Below are 17,628 nucleotides of genomic sequence, written 5' to 3'. Positions count from 1 at the left end.
CCGGCCCAGGGAGTTCCATGTCAGACGTGCCCGGGGCGCCAGCCGATCTGCTGCGCTCGCTCACCCGCGCCGAACGGCTGCTCTCCCGCCGGTTGGCCGCCGTGCTGGCCGACGACGACCTGACCACCGAGGCGTGGCGGGTGCTCTGCCTGCTCGCCGACGGGCAGGGCCATCCGATGAGCGAAGTGTCCGCCGAGGCGTCGTTGCCGCCGGGGACCCTCACCAAGCTGGTCGACCAGCTCGTCGACCGGAACCTGGTGTTCCGGCGGATCGACCCGCTGGACCGGCGACGCATCCGGGCCCACCTGACCGCCCGAGGCCGCCGCGAGCACGCCCGCCTCGACGAGCGGGTCCGCACCAGCCTCGCCGAGGCGGGCGTACCGGCCGACACCGCCCTGCTCGACCACCTCGCCGACCTGATCGCCCGCCTCGACCCGGCGGCTCGGCGCGATGACGCTGAGACGGCCGGCCTTCGCCTCACTACACCTCGGTGAGCAGCGGCTCGCCTTCGAGGTGGGCGCGCAGCGTGTGCGCGTCGGCAGCGGTGGCGGTCCACAGTGTCGCCGGACCGCCCGCCAGGGGCAGCCGGGCGACGGTGCCCTCGACCGTCGCGGACTCGTGGGGCAGCGACGGGTCCACCACCAGCAGTGACCCGGTGGCCGGCGCGCCGCCGAGCACCGCGGGGCCGGCCCAGCCGGGCGCGCCCGGTCCCACGGCAAGCGACTGGCGCAGCAACGGACGGCCGTCGTAGTCGACCCGGGTGTGCACGACCGCGCTGCCCGGCGCCTCGCCGTACCGGCCGCAGATCACCTCGTCGCGCCACGTCAGCCTCGCCCCGGCGGCCACCTCGACCCGGGACTCGGCGAGGTGGGCGCAGCCGGCCGCGGCGACCAGTTGCTCGGGCAGCCAGTGCAGCGCGCCGCCGTCGCGCACCACGGCACGCACCACCATCCGCGACACGACGCCGGGCCGGCCGGGCAGGGCGACCGAGGCGGCGACGGTGTGCAGCCGCACCGCCGCCCCCGGTCCCACGTCGATCTCCAGCCGCAGGTCGTCGCCGGCGAGCGGGCCGGCCGCCCCGCCGACCACGTACACCGTCACGGCCCGACCGCGCCCGGGCGTCTGCCGCAGCAGCAGCGGTGTCTCACCGCGCAGCTCGGCGAGGACCGTGCCGCCCCGGCCGTCGGCCCGGGCCACCAGCCGGGCGTACGCGCGCATCAGGCCGGGCCGCCCCGCGCGGCGACCGGGTGCAGAGCCGCGTGGTGGGCCAGTTCGTGGCGGATCCAGTCGGCGACCCGTCCCGCCGCCGGGTCGCCGACGATCGACAGGAACACGGTCGGCAGGTCGCCGCGCCGGGCCCGCGCGTCCCGGTCCATGACGGCCAGGTCCGCGCCCACCATGGGGGCCAGGTCGGTCTTGTTGATCACGAGCAGGTCGGCGGACGTCACCCCGGGTCCGCCCTTGCGCGGCACCTTGTCCCCACCAGCCACGTCGACCACGAATATCTGCCGGTCCACCAGCCCTCTGCTGAACGTGGCGGTCAGGTTGTCCCCGCCGCTCTCGACCAGCACCAGGTCCAGCGGGCCGACCGCCTCGGCCAGCTCGTCCACGGCGTCGAGGTTGGCCCCGATGTCGTCCCGGATGGCGGTGTGCGGGCAGCAACCGGTCTCCACGGCGCGGATCCGGGCCGGGTCCAGCACACCGGCCCGCTTGAGGAAGTCGGCGTCCTCGGTCGTGTAGATGTCGTTTGTGACCACGCCGAGTCGCAGCTCCCCGGCGAACGCCCGGCACAGGGCCGCCACCAGGGCGGTCTTGCCGGACCCGACCGGCCCGCCGATGCCGACGCGCAGCGCCCGGCCGGCTTGGGCCAGCGGCGGATGCGGGTCCACCCCCGGCTCGGGGTGGGTGTGCGGAACGGTCTCGTCGTGCGGGGCAGGATTCCGGTCGGCCTCGGGCGCAACGGTGTCAGGACGCAAAGAGACGCACCTCCCAGGTGGCATGAGCTTCGGCATGGATGTCGGCAAGCGGGGCGGCCGCCGCGGGCAGCCGCTCGGGTGGGTCGTCGGCGGCCCGGGCCGCCGCCGCGGCGATGCCGTCACACCGGCCGGCGAGACCCACAAGCAGGGCCTGGACCCGGTACGGGTCGAGGCCGAGCAGGCGTACCGCCGCACTGGCCGCACCGGTCACCGTCCCGTGGACGGCGACCGTGGCGGTCTCGGCGCGGCTCAGGCCCGCGGCGGCGCAGAGCAGCCCGAGCACCAACGGCTGGTGCGCTCCGCCGGGTGTGGCGGGCAGGTCGTCGAAGGACGCCTCCGGCCAGATGGCCCGGCCCGCGCGCAGCAGGGCCCGTCCCTGGCGGCGGGACACCGTACGCAGCGCCGGCGCCGCCGTCCGGGCGTCCAGCTCCGCGTCGAGCAACGCCAGCGTGGACCCGCGTACGGCGGAACCCGACGTCACCGCCCGGTGCGCCGCCGCCGCGAACGCCGCACCGACCAGCCCGGCGGTGGCCAGCCGGCCGGCCAGGAACGCCTCCAACGTGGCCAGGTCGGTGACCCGGCCGGCGGCGACGGCCGCCTCCAGGCCGCCGGAGTGGGCGTGCGCGCCGGCCGGGAAGCGACCGTCGGCCAGCAGCAGGAACAGGCTCGACGTCGTCATCAGAACAGGAAGTACCGCTGGGCCATCGGCAGGCGTGTCACCGGGTCCGGCTCCACCACCTGACCGTCGATCCGCACGGTGAACGTGTCCGGGTCCACCTCGATCCGGGGCATCGCGTCGTTCTCCGGCAGGTCGGCCTTGCCCCGCGAGCGCACGTCCGCGACGGGCACCACCCGTCGCCGCACGTCCAGGCGCAGCCCGGCGTCGAGGGCCGCCGGCGCGACGAACGCCAGGCTGGTCGCAGCCGCCGCGGCGCCGTACGCCCCGAACATCGGGCGCGGCAGCACCGGCTGCGGCGTCGGGATGGACGCGTTGGCGTCACCCATCTGGGCGTACGCGATCATGCCGCCCTTGAGCACCAGGTGCGGTCGTACGCCGAAGAACGCCGGATCCCACAGCACCAGGTCGGCCAGCTTGCCCGGCTCGACCGAACCGATCTCCCGGTCCAGCCCGTTCGCCATCGCCGCGCAGATGGTGTACTTCGCCACGTACCGGCGGGCCCGGTGGTTGTCGGCCGCGCCGTCGCCGGGTAGCGCGCCGACCCGCTCCTTCATGACGTGCGCGCTCTGCCAGGTTCGCAGGATCACCTCGCCCACCCGGCCCATCGCCTGCGAGTCGGAGCCGATGATGGAGATCGCGCCGAGGTCGTGCAGCAGGTCCTCGGCGGCCATGGTGGACGGCCGGATGCGGCTCTCGGCGAAGGCCAGGTCCTCCGGCACGGACGGGTTGAGATGGTGGCAGACCATCAGCATGTCCAGGTGCTCGGCGAGGGTGTTGGCGGTGTACGGCCGGGTCGGGTTGGTCGACGACGGCAGCACGTTCGGCTCGCCGGCCACTGTGATGATGTCCGGCGCGTGCCCGCCTCCCGCACCCTCGGTGTGGTACGAGTGGATGGCCCGGCCGGCGATCGCCCGCAGCGTGTCGGCCACGAAACCGGCCTCGTTGAGGGTGTCGGTGTGAATGGAGACCTGCACCCCGGAGGCGTCCGCCACCCGCAGGCAGGCGTCGATCGCCGCCGGTGTGGTGCCCCAGTCCTCGTGCAGCTTGAAACCGCCCGCGCCGGCGCGCAGCTGCTCCCACAGCGCCTCCGGTGAGACGGTGTTGCCCTTGCCGAGCAGCAGCACGTTGACCGGCAGCGTGTCCAGCGCCTCGTGCATGCGGGCCAGGTGCCAGGCGTTCGGGGTGACAGTGGTGGCCCGGGTGCCCTCGGCGGGGCCGGTGCCGCCGCCGACGAGTGTGGTGATGCCGCCGGCGAGCGCCTCGGTGACGATCTCCGGGCAGATGAAGTGCACGTGCGTGTCGACGGCGCCGGCCGTGAGGATCCGGCCGTTCCCGGCGATGACCTCGGTGGCCGGGCCGATGACCAGCTCGGGGTGGACGCCGGGCATGGTGTCCGGGTTGCCGGCCCGGCCCAGCGCCACGATCCGCCCGTCGCGCAGACCCACGTCGGCCTTGACCACCCCCCAGTGGTCGAGCACCACCGCGCCGGTGATGACGGTGTCGAGGGCGCCCTCGGCGCGGGTCGCCCGCGACTGGCCCATCGACTCGCGGATCACCTTGCCGCCGCCGAAGACCGCCTCGTCGCCGCCTGCGCAGTGGTCGGTCTCCACCTCGATCAGGAGGCTCGTGTCGGCCAGCCGGATGCGGTCGCCGGTGGTCGGCCCGTACAAATCGATGTAGCGGTCCCGCCGCACGGCGGTCACCGCGTCGGCCCGTCGGTCGTCGGCGCCCCGCTCGTCGGCGCGTCTGTTCCCGGCGCGGCCGGTGGCGCTTCGTCCAGCGGCCCGGCGCACTCGCCGCGCAGGCCGGGCACGACGCGTGCGCCGCCGAGCGGAACCAGCTCGACGGTGCGGCTCACGCCCGGCTCGAACCGGACCGAGGTGCCCGCCGCAACGGCGAGACGCTGACCCCAGGCGAGCGCCCGGTCGAACATCAGGGCCGGGTTGGCCTCGGCGAAGTGGTAGTGCGAGCCGACCTGCACCGGACGGTCGGCCGTGTTGACCACGACCAGAGTGGTCACCGGCCGGCCCACGTTGATCTCGACCGGGCCGGCCGCCGGCAGGATCTCCCCGGGGATCACGGGATCGGGTGGTGCACCGTCACGAGCTTGGTACCGTCCGGGAACGTCGCCTCCACCTGCACCTCCCTCAGCAGCTCGGGGATGCCGTCCTGGACGTCCTCGCGGCCGAGCACGCTCCGGCCGGCCGACATGAGGTCGACCACCGACCGTCCGTCACGGGCCCCTTCGAGAAGGAAAGCGGTGATGATCGCGACGGCTTCGGGATAGTTGAGTCGCAGGCCGCGCTCGCGGCGGCGGCGAGCGACGTCGGCCGCGACGTGGACGAGCAGGCGGTCCTGCTCGTGCGGGCTGAGGAACACGGGATTCTCCGGTGGGGTCGGCGTGGCCCGCTCGCCGTCGGCTCCGCGTGGAGCCGCGCCGGGCAGGACCACCCGGAGTACGAGCTGGAGTCACACGACCGCCGCGACGCCGCCTACGGGTGGCCCGGGACTCCACCATCCCGGCCCGCTCGACGGGCACCCGGCGGTGTCGGTCGGATGCGGACCGCACCGCCCACCGCTTGAGCAGACCGTAGAGGATCGCCACCGGCGGGGGCAACAGTGTGCTCGGTGTGAGGGATCGAGCCCTGCCGGTGTCCGGGTCGGAGGGCACGCCAGGGACTCCCGCAGTACCCCATTCGCGAGCTGACGCGGGCGCACGTCGGGGAAGCCGTCGTCGGGTATTCCTGCAACTGTGGTGCGAAGACGAGGAGATCCGACGGCAGGCGGTGCTCGAACGCGCTGCCGCGATGGCACGAGGTTGCCGCACCGAGCGTCGCCGAACTTCGTCCCTACGTCGAGGACGCAGGTGCAGCCACCGCGGCCGGCGGCGTCGATGTCGGACAGGTTGCCGGAGGGTGAGGGCCCGCCCGGTGGTGGGTAGCCGGCGCGGTGCGCGGATGGCGACTCGCTGACAAGGGTCCGAACCCGCTCCCAGAAGGGCAGCCGGCGGCGCCAGCAACGCCGCCTTCGCGGTCCGGCCATCCCGGCAGGCGCGGCGGTGCTGTTCCTATCGGGTACGGCCTTGCGGGATACGCCGTCGTTTGGGTGTGGTGTGCGGAAATCTCCATGCAGAGGGCAACGGCAAGGGAGGCAGCGTGCTGGTCGCGGACCGCAGACTGGTGGGCCTGCTGCTGCTGACCGCGGTGTCTCCGACGGTCGAGGCCGTCGTCTTGGTCTCGCTGGGTTTCGTCGCGGCGCGGGGCCTCGCGCCGCAGGCGGCGGCGGTGTGGCCGTACGACACCTACCACGACCTGCGGTGGCTGTATGTCTATCACGACTCGTGGCCGTCATTCGTATTCTGGCTCAGTTTGCTGGTGGTGGCCCGAGGGCTCTTTCACACGCTGCTGGTGATGTTGGCATGGCCGGCTGAGGTGCCTCGGCCACCGGCGCGGTGGCTGTTGAAACGGAATGTCGGGCTCGCCGCGTTGGTGGCGGTCTTCGTCGCCCCGTGGGCCTTGATCTCGGTGGCCGCGTCGGTGGTGGCGCTGTCCTGGGTCCTGCTGGCCTCCCTGGTGCCGTTGTTCCTGCTGGCGCCATTCCTGCAACGGGCGGCTGTGGTAGGGCCGTGGTGGCGAGGCCTGCCGTCGATCTCGCTGGTGGGATGGTCGATGCTCAACTTCGTGGTGCTGACCGTGGCCGGCGCGTTGTGCTGGAGTCTGCCGGGCTGGTGGTCGGTGCCGGTGGCCGCCGTGGCCGGGGTGGTCAACGGGCTGCTGTGGAACCGGACGGTCCGTACCGCGCTGATCAATCCATCGACACGGTGGGTGAGGGTGCCGGCGACTCCCGTCGCGGCGGTTCTCGCCCTTGCGGTGCCGTTGCTCATCCCGCCGATGGTGGATGCCGTGCCGGACAAGAGCCTGCGGGCCGAGGCGGTGGTCCTCGACCACCCGCTGCCGCCCGACGTGCCGCAGGCAGTCATCGTCCTCGCAGGTTACGGGTCGTCGTACGGGGGCGAGCAACCTCTCGACAATCGTGTCGAGAGGTTCTCCTACCGGGGGTTGAGCCGGGACGGCACACCCCTGCCCTACCGGCCGCACGACACCACGATCTCGGTGGCGGACAGCGTGGGACTCCTCGACGAACAGGTGCGACGGCTACACCAGCGCACCGGCCGGCCGATCGCCCTGATCGGGGAAAGCGAAGGCGCGATCGTCGCCCGAACCTACCTTCAGCAGCGAGCGCACCCCGCCGTCGACACGCTGGCCATGTTCAGTCCCCTGATCAACGCGGGTCGCGCCTACTACCCGCCCCCGCGCGAGAACCACGGCTGGGGCGTGGCGACGGGATCGCAGCTTCGGATCGTGTTCGGCGTGATGCGCCTGTTCGGTGGCCCACATGCCGGGCCCGACGAACCGTTCATCCGCTCCCTGGTCGACGACGCGCCGTTCTACCGTAACCAACTCATGTGTCCGGTGCCCGGGATCCGGATGGTCGCTTTCATTCCCACCACCACGGCCGCAGAGGCGCCACCCGGCGACTACAGCGGGATCCCCGTCTTCCAGATGCCCGGCGTACACGGGGGTCTTCTCAACCGCAGCCTGGTCGAAGACCGGCTCCTGACCTTCCTCTCCGGCGAACCGATCCAGCAGGAACGCGAGGAGTACCCACTCCTGCAACGTCTCGGCGCCGCCTGGCAGGCCCCGCCCCTGCCCATCGCGGCCAACCCGGCCTGGTCCGCGTTCCGGCAACCCGATCCCGCCTTCACGGGGAAGGTGTGTCAGCCAACCGACTGATCCGTCCTCGTTGGTCGCCGGCCCACCGCGGAGCCGGCCGCTCGCCTTGCCAAGGCGTGCGGGTACCGTCGCCCGGACGCTCTCAAGCCACAGCGCGAGATCGATTGATGATCAGTAAGCGGGCGGCAGCCAGTGCCAGTCCGAGCACCAGCACCGTGCGGATCGGGTGATAGGTGAGGAAGAACAGGTGGAGCCCGACGAAGATCACCACCGCGGCCAGAGCCAGGGACGTCGACCAACGGCGGCGGAGCGGTCCGAGGGCTCCGGCCAGCGCCGTGAACACCCCGACGGCCAGATGCAGCCAAGCCCAGCCGGTGAGGTCGTGCTCGTGCACGGCACCGTCAGCAACCGAGACGTAGCGGGTGCCGCTCAGGTCGGCCGCACCAGCTACCGCGTCGAAGATCCCGGCCAGGCCCAGCAGGACAGCCGCCAGCCGTAGGCCCCTGTCGCTTGCGTTCCCGTCGGCCACCACACCCTCCGTAGGAACTCGCCCCTGCTGGCGGAGCGTCGATGTGGCGGGCAGACACCCATTCGTGCCCTTGCTGCGCCTGCCCCGCCCTCCGATCTTTGCCGAAACGAGCCGATCCCAGACACCGAAGCGGGAGCGTCACCGCTGCGGGTGACCTCCGGCGGGCCGAGAACGGTCGGTGCGTGACCACATGCACCGGCCGTGCAGGCGTGCCGGGCGACCCGTGCACCCGAACAACCAGCTCGTCAGCGAGCTGCCGATCAGGAATCCGCAGTCCGGTACCTGCCGCAACAGGCACCACGTGTACGAGCGCGGGCACGGCATCAAGCGGATGAGCCACCCGGCGGTCGGACCGAGCATGCTGACGAGGCGCCATGCCGGGTGCCCCCGGACCAGACGCTGTTCCTCTGCACCACCGACCCCGGCGTCCCGGCCCACGGCAACCTCCGTCTGCTGGGTCCCCTGACCGCCCAGGCCAAGCGGACGCCTCGTAGGGCCCAACGGGCAGCCCGCTCCCCGAGGCACAGCCACCGCCCCCGCACCTCGCCTACGGGGGCGGCGGCCATGGCAGGGGCGTCACAAGCAGAGCGCCCAACGCATGGTCTGCCTCGCGGCAGCCCGGCATGAGGCACTTCCTGGGACATACGCCGGTCATCACGGGTGACGGCCTCGTCGTTACCGAAGGCTTCACGCGGTGGCGCCTCGTGAATGTGATGATCGGAGCCAGGGTCCGGCTGACTGGTGCCCCGCTATGTTCGTCGACTCGGTGCGCCGAGTCGACGCCGGCGGTGGCCCGCCAGGCTGACGGCCACGACGGCGAGGCCGGCGATGACTGCCGCGGCGAGGATGTCGCCTGGGTAGTGCACGCCGACCCAGACGCGGGCGACCCCGACGACAAGCGCCGCTCCGGCCAGTACCACGCCCCACCGGCGGCTCAGGAAGGCGTAAGCGCCGAACGCCAGCGCGAACGCGGCGGTGGCGTGGTCGCTGGGCAGCGAAACTCCCGCACCGTGAGGGATCAGCTGGTGCACGTGATGACTCTGGAACGGGCGCTGCTGACTGTTCGAATGCGCCAGGACGGTGGCTGCGGCAAAGGCGAGGACCAGGGCGGCGCCGAGCTCGACGACCGGGCGTGTTCGTCGGCGGCGCAGTGTCACCACGGCAAGCAATGCGGTGACTGCGAAGATCAGATACAGCAGCCTGGTCGCGGCGAACTCCATGACGTCGTCGATACCGTCGATGCGTCCGGCGTGATCGTTTATGAGTTCGAACAGGCGGTAGTTCACCATGTCATCCTGCCGACTCGGTGGCGGGACCTCGGGGAGATCGGGTTATCCGCGGCGTTCCGGTCGGCGAAGCAGCCCGTCGGCGACCAGTTCGATGGTCACCGCGACGGCGACCGCCTCGACGGGTGTGCCGACGCCGAGCAGCACGCCCACGAAGGCACCGGGAAGGGTGACGGTCACCGTCGGCGGTGTTCGACCGATCCCGCCGAGCAGGCGGAAGCAGCGAGCCACACGCCGCCGCCGACCGTGACGGCCGCCAGGACAAGGCCGACGATACGGATGGGCTCGTCGGAGAGTGTTTCCCGGAAGACGGTGATGGCGACGAGAACGCTGACGACGGGGTCGGTGAGCGTGAGAGCTGTCAGGGGTGCGGCGAGGCGACCGTGCTGGAAGGCGGCCTGATTCAGGATCAGCCCGATGGCGACGGCCACTATCAGCGCCGCGGATCGCCAGCTGACCACGGCGGACAGCAGGGAGCCCGGGGAGCCGCCGGCGAGGTCCTTGACCAGCGCCGCCGCGAAGCTGTACGCGACGCCGCTGGCCACGCCCAGCAGCGCGCCCCGCGCGGCGCCATGGCGGCGACGCGCGGCCAGGACGCAGGCCGTAATGGCCGCCACCGCGCAGCTCATGGCGACCGTCCAGGCCGTCGGCGCAGGGCGGGTCACGCCGGCGCGGACGTCGGCGAGAAGCAGGAACGCGGTCAGGCCCACCACGCCCACCGCAACCGCGAGCAGGTCCCGGCGCGCGACGCGCTGGCCGGCGATGACGGCCTCGATCAGCACTGCCATGAACAGCCCGCTGGCCATGATGGGTTGCACGACCGCGAGCGCGCCGGAACGCAACGCGAGCACCTGGAAGACGACTCCGGCCGTGTCCGGGATCCAGCCGGAAAGCCACAGGCGGTTGCGGAACAGCCGCAGCAACAGCCGCGGGTCGAGCGCTGCGAAGCGCGGCTGCTGGGCCGCGGCGCGCTGATGCAGCGCGGCGGACAGCGCGAAGCTGAAGGCCCCGGCCAGCGCGTAAAAGATCATGGCTGGGTGCAGGAGTGGTCCGCGGGTGAGCGCCGGGACGTCACCGCGGGTTCCCATCCACTCCGGCCCCGGACCGCAGGGTCGCGGACACGATCGCGGCCATGTCGTCGGCGCTGGTGAACGCCGGCAGGGCGGAAGCCGCTGTGCGGGTCAACTCCTGGCACAGGTCGGCGGGGTTTCGGACGTAGGTGGTCAGGCCTGCGCCGGCGAGCACCTGCGCATTGGCTCGGCCGTGGCCGGGAAGCGGGCGATAGGTGATGGTGGGCAGACCCGCGGCCAGTGCCTGCTGGCAGGTGAGGCCACCAGCGTTCTCCACGATCAGGTCCACCGCCTGCATGAGGGTGGGCATGTCGTCGACCCAGCCCATGACGTGCCCGGGAAAGCCGGCCAGGCGCCGGCGCAGGCTGTCGTTTCGTCCGCATACCACCACCGGTGTGACACAGCCGGCGGCCAGCACCTCCCTGGCGGTACGGGCCACGTCGCCGGCACCCCAGGACCCGGCGACGATGAGCGCTAGTCTTCCCTTTTCGGGCAGCGTGAACTGGGCGCGGGCGGCGCGTCTGGCGGCATCCGTCGGTGGCCGGTAGCGGGCGGCTACAAGCGGGTCGACGAGTCGGACGTCCGGTGCGCCACGAACAGCGGCTTGCTGCTGGGTGGCCTCGTGGATCACGCAGTAGGTGTCGACGCCGGTCGCCATCCAGGTCGGGTGGATGACGAAGTCGGTGACATAGGTGACGACCGGTGTGCTCAGCCTCCCGCTGTGGCGCAGCGGGCCGAGGACCTGGTTGGCGAACGGGAACGTCGACACGACCAGGCCGGTGTCCGGCGGCATTTGCATCAGCATCCGCCGGCGGGCCGACCGTAAGGCGGACCTGATCATAGCCACCAGCGGTGGCGAACGGTCGGTGATCGTGAACAAGGCGTCGTAGCTGAGCGGGCACCAGCGCAACAGCGACCGGTAACCTTCGCGGATCATCCCGTGCAGGGGCTTGGGCAGGGACGTGAAGAAGTTGAGGTGGTGCACCTCGACGCCGTCGAGGGCGAGCCGGGCAGCCAGTTCAGCGGCGGCAGCGTCGTGGCCCGCGCCGATGTCGGCCGACACCACGACGATCCCTCCGCCGCCACACCGGCGATCCGGTGCAGGCCACGTTCCGGGAGGGATCCGGGCATGAGGATGCTCCCGCCACCCGTTGTTCACGGGCGCGGGTACCCGCTGTCACCGTCGTCACACCTGACCACCGACGCGGCCTGGGCGACTCCCCCCGTGGTCGTCCAGGCCGCGCCCCGAACCTGACCTCGCCACCTACGGCGCACGGCCACGGATCCTCCCGACGAGGAGCCTGACAGCGTCCTGGTACTCCGGTTGCGTGTGATACGGCCAGTGGCGTTCCACCGCGGGCGGAACGGTGTCCGTCGGCTCCACGGTGACACCGCGGGGATCGCGCAGCCGCACGTCGACAGTTGCGGCCTCCCGAGGTACGCCAGGCGTGAGGTCGGGATGGTCGAAGATCGGCGCGCCGATCGGGTCGGTGTCACGCCACAGGTTGCGCCACCGCCAGTCGATCCGCTCACCGAGCTCCCACAGCACCCGTTCGCCGAGGTAGGCCGGGTAGAGGCGGGCATAGATCCGGTACAGGGGGCTGCCGTGGGTCAGCAACGCGATCCGTGGCAGAGTCTCGGATGGCAGGTGCAGGACGGTGGCGGCGGCCAGTACCGAGCCGTGGCTGTGCCCGGAGATCACCACGGGCCCATGCGCGGCCAGTGCGCAGACCCGCCGCGTCAGTTCGGGCACGGCCCGCGCCGCGTAGCAGGGCGGTGCGAACGGGTGCACCGTCCGGGGCCAGAAGGTGCCCAGATCCCACAACACGCCGACGAGCCGGCGGGTCTCCGGCGACCGGTACGCGCGGTAGGCCAGGATCAGCAGTCCGACGACGATGAGGCTGATGATCCAGATACCGATGTCGGTGACATATGCGGTGAGCACGGCGAGGACGTCGTGGCGCCGATTGAGGCGGGCGGCGAGTTGTGTGGGGCCGATCCCGACGAGGTCGAGCGCCACGGTGGCGAGCCCGAGTGAGGAGACCACGAAGAACGCGACCAGGGTCGGCCCGAGTTCCTCGGTGACGAAGGAGCGGGCGACCGTGTCGCGGACCGCGGCCAGCCGCGGCGCCGCCGAAGCGGGCGCGTCGGGGTAGTCCCGCTCGACCACGCGTTGCGCGTACGCCCGACGACGGCGCCGGGCGGCGGGCAGGGTGAGGGCAATCGCCGCGGTGACGACGAGCAACGCGGCCAGCCCGGCGAGCGCGGCCCACCAGTACGCCACCGGTGGTTCCAGTGGGCCCAGCGCAGGTGGGCTGGGCCGGATCGGGTCGGGGATGCGGCCCCGGTCGAGATGGTCGGCGGTCCGGAACACCAACGTGGTGGTGTAGGCGGAGGTGACCGTGACCGACATCGCCGCCACCAGCGGCGTGCCGAGTCCGCGCAGCAGCGCGCGCGAGCCGGCCGGCCGGGTGCGCTGCCGCGCCAGCGTCACCGCGGCGATCAGGACCAGCAGCAGTCCCTGCGCGGTGACCAGGCCGGCGGCCGCGCCCTCGTAGCCGGGCATCTGCCCGGCCACCACCGGCACCTCCCGTCGGGACACGGCGTATCCGAGACTCGACACGGTGGCCACCGCGACGAGGATCCACAGCAGGCGTCGCAGCGGGCCGGCCCACCTCACGCTCACTGTCACCAGCAGCAGCGCGGCGCAGAACAGCACGAGTCCGCCGGTGAGGCCGAGCAGCGCGACGGCTACGCCGTTCCACCGATCGTGTGACACCGCGACGACCAGGCTGAGGTAAACAGTGCCGGCGCCCAGCCCGACATGGATCTGACGCAGCCACGACGTCATCCGCTCGTCGTGCCAGATCCCCGGTGCGGCTAGGCTCCCGGTCGACTCCAGCAGCCGCTCGTGTGGCGGGGTGGCCTCGAAGCCTTCGAAGGCACGCGCCGAGCGCGCGCCGACGGCCCAGAACACCCGCAACGCCAGCAGCGGCACCAATGCCAGCACCGCCAGGCGCGGGCCCATTGGCAACGCCGCCAGCCAGGACAGGTACGGCCGCCCCTGCCGGCACTCCACGTACGGCACGCACTGCCAGCCGGGCAGGTTCATGCTCACCCCGACCAGCGCGAGCGTGAACGCCACGGTCAGCGACCCGGCGAGCAGGCGACACAACCCGCCGAGCAGGCCGAACCGGTCCGCCAGGGTGGGGCGCAGCCAGACCGCGAGGTTGCCCAGCATGAACGGCAACAGCAGCAGCATGGACGCCGTCCGCACCGCCACCCCCGCGGTCAGGGCCCCCCACCGGTACGCCTCCACCACCACCCCGGCGGTGGCGCCGCCCGCCCGACCGAGTCCCTCCCGGACCCGGTAGAACCCGGCGTGCCGGTCCCCCGCCACCCGCACCACGATCGGATGATCGACGATGGTCTCCGCCGACGCGCCGGAGACCCCGTGAACACGCAGCTCGACAGCCTCGTCACCGGGCGCGCTCACCAGGACAGCGTCACAGAAGCTGCCACGGTGCCGCTGCCGAACACCGAACACCGAGAGCGGGGATTGAGCCGCGCCCGGGATGCGTTCACCGGAGTGGGTGATGGTCGACCTCATCCGGTCGGATCAGCCGTCAGCGCCCCACCTTCACGCAAGCGCAGGCGATCGGACGGGCCGTCGTTCACTGCCCGACAGGGCGGTAGCGGAGGTGTACGACGCCGTTTCGGAATCGGCGCTCGTCGAGGAGTTCGAGGTCGACGCGCATGCCGGTCGGCAGGCCCGGCTTACCCCCGCCGACGACCACGGGCCAGACGAACAGCTGGCACTCGTCGACCAGCCCGGCCTCAAGAGCCTGCGCCGCGAGGTTTGCACCTCCAACGGTGAGATCGCTGCCGGCCGTGGCCTTCAGTTCGCGTACCGCGGCGGGGTCGAAGCGGCGTTCGAGCCGGGTGTCGGCGGTCGACACCGCGGCGAGGGTCGTGGAGTACACGACCTTTCCCGCTGCCTGCCAGGCGCTTGCGAAGTCGGCCATGAGGTCGGACTGCGCGGCCAGAGCGGCGTCGGTTTCCCATACGGCCATCGCCTCGTACAGCCGCCGTCCGTAGAGGAACGTGCCCACGGACCGCAGGAGATCGGTGTAGACGACGAACACCTCGTCGTCCATCGGCAACCAGGCGAACGCGCCGCGTTCGTCCTCCATGTAGCCGTCGAGCGACACGTTGTTCACATAGATCAGCTTGGCCATGCCTTACCTCTCGATGGTCAACCGCAACAGCCTGGACGCACGGGCGCATCACCCAGCAGCCTCGTGGGCTGCCCCGCTCATTGACTACGAACACCCCTGCCCAGATCCGACACCTCCGGCCGACACCAACGGCGAACGGTGCACGCCCACCGCCGCGTGTGCCGGCCGGGGCGACCGCCGGGCGGCTGCGTACGCTGGTGGCGGAGGCGCTGAGGGAACCGTCGGCCCGGCAGACGATCAGGTGATCGTCGCCCCCGCCGGCCCGCGTACGACTCAGGACCTGACGGCGGAAGCCGGACTGTCGGCGGGACCGCCGCGCGGCTGACCAGGAGACCGGAGGAGCGCCCAGGCGCCGCGCACCGCGCGGACTCCGGCGACGTCCCGCCGGACAGGCCGCGGGAACCCGCGCCGTACGCACGGGTTCCCGCGGCCTGTCCCGGGTCCGCCGGGACTCGCCCTACCCCGCCCGCTGCGGGCCGACGACGGTCCAGCAGAGGCCGGCGGGGTCGCGCAACGTGACCTGGTGCGACGGGGCAGCCGGCGGCTCGACATGGGCGCCCGCGGCCACCGCCCGCCGCAGCACCGACTCGGGGTCCGTCCGCTCGATGGTCAACACCTCGTCACGGTTCGCGGCCACCGACGGGTCGCCCGCCTCCCACCACTCGCTCACGATCAGGCGATGACCGCCGACGGCCAGTTCCGCGTGCACGACATGCCCGTCGAGCAGGCACTCCCGTTGGATGGCCACGGCGTCGAAGACGTCCGTGTAGAAGGCGATCGCCTCGCTCGTGTCGCTGACCGTCAGGTGCGGTCCCGTCCGCTGGTCCTGTGCCCGCATGAGACTGCTGCGTCCCTTCGCTACTCGGCGATCCGGGTCCGGCCGGTCCAGCGGAAGACCACCGGCTCGACCGTCGCGGCGGCGGTGCCCCGCTCGAAGTGCTCGTACCCGCCGTAGTACAGGATCTTGATCTTCTTCTCGGCCCTGGACACCCGACGGCTGCGCAGATCGGCCGGCAGGCCGGCCGGGCCGCCCTCCAGGACGACATCGATGACGCCGGCGGCGTCCCGGGCGACCGGATCAGCTTGCGAAACGTCCTTCATGGCACGACCTCCGTCGCATTCCGCACACCCCGCGAGCCGCCGCAGGGGCGACGCGGTTCGGTCCACACAGGTCCAACGACACCCGTTGCCGGGTGAACGGACGCTCCGCGGTCGAACGTCCTTGTCCGGTGAGCGGCCACCCGTTCAGCTCCGAACGTAGTGCAGATCACATTTCGTGAGCACCCTTAGCGCACCCCTAGAAACGGCCCTGGGCAGCGACGATGCCGGCGGACCAGCCCGGTCGGGAGGCGGGCTCACTCCCAGCGGAAGAACCGCGTCGCCCCCAGGGCGGCGACGGCGGCCGTGACGGCCAGGGCGATCAGCTGCGGCAGCTCGGGGTCGGCCCCCGCCCACGCCGCGCCGATGGTGTCGACAGTCGCGCCGAGCGGCGAGTAGTCGGCCACGGCCGCCAGGGCACCCGGCATCCGGTCGCGGGGCAGCCAGGCGCCGGCCAGGAAGAGCAGCGGGAAGAACAGCGCGGGGCCGATCGACTGTGCCGCCCGGGCCGACGGCGCCAGCGCCGCGATCAGCAGGCCGACGGCGAACAGGCACGCGACCCCGAGGAGGAAGGCCAGTACGAACCCGGGCAGGTTGGCCGGCGCCGGCTGGTCCAGCAGGAACCGCACGGCGATCGAGGTGACCACCGCACCGAGCACGCCCATCACGAGGTTGACCACGACCTGGGCGACCAGCAGCAGCGCGGGCTGCACCGGGGTGGTCGCCAGACGGCGCAGGATCCGGCGTTCCCGGTAGATGCCCAGCGCCATCGGCAGGGTGAAGAGCGCGAGCATGCCGATGGTGAGAGCCAGCGCGAGCGACGGCAGGAACGTCTGCTCGGCGTGCTGGCCGGTGTCGGCGGCGGTACCGGCACGCTGCGGCAGGCCGAAGACGAGCATCAGGCCGATCGGCAGGGCGAAGACGAAGAACAACGACACGGGCTCCCGGAGGAACAGCTTCGTCTCGACGGCGATCAGCTTGGACAGGGCGCTCACGACGACCTCCCGTCGGTCGGGGACTGCGCGGCGGCCCGGCCGCCGCGGCCGGTCAGGGCGACGAAGGCGTCGTCGAGGGTGGGCTGCTCGACCCGCAGGTCCGTGTAGGTCGTCCCGCGCCCGTTGAGCACTGCCAGGACCGACTGGAGCACGTCCTTCGTGCCGGTCACCGTCACCTCCGCCCCGTAGCGGCTGACCCCGGTCACGTCGGGCGCGGCGAGCAGCAGGGCGTCCTCGACCGGCTCCGCCGGGCGGAAGTGCACCCGGTGCTCGCTGCCGACCCGGGCGAGCAGGCCAGCGGGGCTGTCGATGGCCACCATCCGCCCCTTGTCGATGATCGCGATCCGGTCACAGAGTCGTTGCGCCTCCTCCATGAAGTGGGTGACCAGCACGACGGTGACGCCGCGGTCGCGAATCCGCTCGACGAGATCCCAGGTGTCCCGGCGGCCCTGCGGGTCGAGGCCCGTGGTCAGCTCGTCGAGGATGGCGATCTCCGGCCTGCCCACCAGCGCCAGGGCCACCGACAGCCGCTGCTTCTGCCCGCCGGAGAGCTTCTGGAAGTAGGTGTTGCGCTGCTCGGCCAGGCCGAGGTCGGTCAGCAGCTCGTCGATGTCGGCCCGGTTGCGGTAGAAGGACCGGTACAGGTCCAGCGCCTCCCGCACCCGCACCTTGTCCGGCAGTTGGCTCTCCTGGAGCTGGGCGCCGACGCGCTGGCGCACCTCGGTGCGGTCGCGCACCGGGTCCAGCCCGAACACCCGGACGGTCCCGCCGTCGGGACGGCGCAACCCCTGCACGCATTCCACAGTGGTCGTCTTGCCGGCGCCGTTCGGGCCGAGGACGCCGAAGATCTCGCCCTGCTCGACGGTGAAGGAAACGTCGTCGACCGCGACCTTCTCGCCGTACCGCTTCTGCAGATGATCGACCTCGATGACCGGCATCCGGGATGGTCCTCCTTCATGTGCGGTTTGCCGCCGGGAAGGGCGGACCACTCGGCTGATCGCGGCGTCGGTCCGCGGCAACGGGC

Annotated in this window: 19 protein-coding genes; 2 read left to right on the top strand and 17 right to left on the bottom strand. The window is 72.1% G+C overall.

The features are described 5' to 3' along the window. The first annotated feature begins 17 nt into the window (after positions 1 to 17). Complete coding sequence (locus A4R25_RS02500; RefSeq protein ID WP_064445445.1) at positions 18 to 494, top strand: MarR family winged helix-turn-helix transcriptional regulator; 477 nt, start codon at positions 18 to 20, stop codon at positions 492 to 494. On the opposite strand, the gene A4R25_RS02495 is transcribed toward A4R25_RS02500, so the two are convergent. The 6 genes from A4R25_RS02495 to A4R25_RS02470 are packed head-to-tail and all read right to left on the bottom strand — an operon-like array spanning position 481 to position 5,034. Continuing rightward, positions 481 to 1,218: an urease accessory protein UreD gene (locus A4R25_RS02495; protein WP_064445444.1), complete on the bottom strand. Its 738-nt coding sequence runs from the start codon at positions 1,216 to 1,218 to the stop codon at positions 481 to 483. The two genes, A4R25_RS02500 and A4R25_RS02495, sit on opposite strands and share 14 nt — an antisense overlap. Then, positions 1,218 to 1,976 carry an urease accessory protein UreG gene (gene ureG / locus A4R25_RS02490; protein ID WP_197494839.1) on the bottom strand — a complete coding sequence of 253 codons (759 nt, stop codon included), beginning with the start codon at positions 1,974 to 1,976 and terminating at the stop codon, positions 1,218 to 1,220. Before ureG ends, A4R25_RS02495 begins: the two co-directional genes overlap by 1 nt. After that, the gene (locus A4R25_RS02485) at positions 1,966 to 2,655 is read right to left on the bottom strand and encodes an urease accessory protein UreF (RefSeq protein ID WP_064445442.1); all 690 of its coding nucleotides are present in this window, start codon (positions 2,653 to 2,655) and stop codon (positions 1,966 to 1,968) included. The genes ureG and A4R25_RS02485 overlap by 11 nt, the downstream gene beginning before the upstream one ends. Further along, positions 2,655 to 4,358, bottom strand: coding sequence for an urease subunit alpha (locus A4R25_RS02480; protein WP_043322842.1), 1,704 nt, complete (start codon positions 4,356 to 4,358; stop codon positions 2,655 to 2,657). The genes A4R25_RS02485 and A4R25_RS02480 overlap by 1 nt, the downstream gene beginning before the upstream one ends. Continuing rightward, complete coding sequence (locus A4R25_RS02475; protein ID WP_051610833.1) at positions 4,355 to 4,735, bottom strand: urease subunit beta; 381 nt, start codon at positions 4,733 to 4,735, stop codon at positions 4,355 to 4,357. The genes A4R25_RS02480 and A4R25_RS02475 overlap by 4 nt, the downstream gene beginning before the upstream one ends. Further along, a complete protein-coding gene (locus A4R25_RS02470; protein ID WP_043322840.1) occupies positions 4,732 to 5,034 on the bottom strand; it encodes an urease subunit gamma in 303 nt (100 codons plus the stop codon). Before A4R25_RS02470 ends, A4R25_RS02475 begins: the two co-directional genes overlap by 4 nt. Before the next feature lie 776 nt (positions 5,035 to 5,810). Here A4R25_RS02470 and A4R25_RS02465 point away from each other — a divergent pair. Next, positions 5,811 to 7,448 (top strand): hypothetical protein, encoded by a 1,638-nt coding sequence (locus A4R25_RS02465; RefSeq protein WP_064445441.1) that lies wholly within the window; start codon positions 5,811 to 5,813, stop codon positions 7,446 to 7,448. 82 nt (positions 7,449 to 7,530) lie between these two features. Here A4R25_RS02465 and A4R25_RS02460 read toward each other — a convergent pair whose 3' ends face one another. The 11 genes from A4R25_RS02460 to A4R25_RS02415 form a co-directional block, all read right to left on the bottom strand. Continuing rightward, positions 7,531 to 7,917 (bottom strand): hypothetical protein, encoded by a 387-nt coding sequence (locus tag A4R25_RS02460; protein WP_146074779.1) that lies wholly within the window; start codon positions 7,915 to 7,917, stop codon positions 7,531 to 7,533. A gap of 749 nt (positions 7,918 to 8,666) precedes the next feature. Beyond that, positions 8,667 to 9,203 carry a phosphatase PAP2 family protein gene (locus A4R25_RS02455; RefSeq protein ID WP_167435504.1) on the bottom strand — a complete coding sequence of 179 codons (537 nt, stop codon included), beginning with the start codon at positions 9,201 to 9,203 and terminating at the stop codon, positions 8,667 to 8,669. Between the two features lie 45 nt (positions 9,204 to 9,248). Beyond that, complete coding sequence (locus A4R25_RS32005) at positions 9,249 to 9,383, bottom strand: hypothetical protein (protein ID WP_255361247.1); 135 nt, start codon at positions 9,381 to 9,383, stop codon at positions 9,249 to 9,251. Continuing rightward, positions 9,380 to 10,234, bottom strand: coding sequence for a DMT family transporter (locus tag A4R25_RS02450; protein WP_043322834.1), 855 nt, complete (start codon positions 10,232 to 10,234; stop codon positions 9,380 to 9,382). The genes A4R25_RS32005 and A4R25_RS02450 overlap by 4 nt, the downstream gene beginning before the upstream one ends. Positions 10,235 to 10,274: 40 nt before the next feature. Then, a complete protein-coding gene (locus A4R25_RS02445) occupies positions 10,275 to 11,396 on the bottom strand; it encodes a glycosyltransferase (RefSeq protein ID WP_373887997.1) in 1,122 nt (373 codons plus the stop codon). A 141-nt stretch (positions 11,397 to 11,537) separates the two neighbouring features. Continuing rightward, positions 11,538 to 13,769 (bottom strand): hypothetical protein, encoded by a 2,232-nt coding sequence (locus A4R25_RS02440; RefSeq protein ID WP_231915409.1) that lies wholly within the window; start codon positions 13,767 to 13,769, stop codon positions 11,538 to 11,540. A 178-nt stretch (positions 13,770 to 13,947) separates the two neighbouring features. Next, the gene (locus tag A4R25_RS02435; protein ID WP_064445438.1) at positions 13,948 to 14,511 is read right to left on the bottom strand and encodes a dihydrofolate reductase family protein; all 564 of its coding nucleotides are present in this window, start codon (positions 14,509 to 14,511) and stop codon (positions 13,948 to 13,950) included. Between the two features lie 457 nt (positions 14,512 to 14,968). Next, complete coding sequence (locus A4R25_RS02430; RefSeq protein WP_064445437.1) at positions 14,969 to 15,349, bottom strand: glyoxalase/bleomycin resistance/extradiol dioxygenase family protein; 381 nt, start codon at positions 15,347 to 15,349, stop codon at positions 14,969 to 14,971. Positions 15,350 to 15,369: 20 nt separating this feature from the next. Next, on the bottom strand, positions 15,370 to 15,612 hold the full coding sequence (locus A4R25_RS02425) for a DUF5988 family protein (RefSeq protein WP_030498879.1): 243 nt from the start codon (positions 15,610 to 15,612) through the stop codon (positions 15,370 to 15,372). A gap of 254 nt (positions 15,613 to 15,866) precedes the next feature. Then, the gene (locus A4R25_RS02420) at positions 15,867 to 16,604 is read right to left on the bottom strand and encodes an ABC transporter permease (RefSeq protein WP_043322827.1); all 738 of its coding nucleotides are present in this window, start codon (positions 16,602 to 16,604) and stop codon (positions 15,867 to 15,869) included. Beyond that, positions 16,601 to 17,542 carry an ABC transporter ATP-binding protein gene (locus A4R25_RS02415; protein WP_043322824.1) on the bottom strand — a complete coding sequence of 314 codons (942 nt, stop codon included), beginning with the start codon at positions 17,540 to 17,542 and terminating at the stop codon, positions 16,601 to 16,603. The genes A4R25_RS02420 and A4R25_RS02415 overlap by 4 nt, the downstream gene beginning before the upstream one ends. Positions 17,543 to 17,628: the final 86 nt, after the last annotated feature.

The sequence above is a fragment of the Micromonospora sp. NBRC 110037 genome (genome assembly GCF_001652995.1).
Taxonomy (GTDB): domain Bacteria; phylum Actinomycetota; class Actinomycetes; order Mycobacteriales; family Micromonosporaceae; genus Micromonospora; species Micromonospora chalcea.
The sequence above is the reverse complement of the archived record's forward strand: the minus strand, read 5'-3'. Positions and strand labels throughout refer to the sequence as shown.